1 protein-coding gene is annotated in these 227 nt (G+C 61.2%); it reads left to right on the top strand.

The window, feature by feature from the left end:
- Positions 1–227: hypothetical protein (locus RRF55_RS28460; protein ID WP_439419364.1), on the top strand; the 227-nt coding region annotated here is incomplete at both ends.

Here is a 227-nt window from a genome sequence, read left to right as displayed (position 1 = left end):
AAACCGTGGCGCAAGCCTACGGCGACGAGCAGTGGGAAGACCTGTGGGCCGCCATTGTTGAACGCTATCAGGCAATGTCGTTTCGGGACCTGGTCAGGTTGCCGGCAATTGATGTGTGGAACCCCGAAACGCCCGGCGACTTCGGCGGCCTGGGCATGAGCGCGGCAGAGTCCGCGTTGTTCTATGCCATCGGTATCGGCGACGGCAGTTGGGGGGCTTTCTATGAT

Source organism: Klebsiella sp. K47 (assembly GCF_051858335.1).
Taxonomy (GTDB): Bacteria; Pseudomonadota; Gammaproteobacteria; order Enterobacterales; family Enterobacteriaceae; genus Klebsiella; species Klebsiella pneumoniae.
The sequence above is the reverse complement of the archived record's forward strand: the minus strand, read 5'-3'. Positions and strand labels throughout refer to the sequence as shown.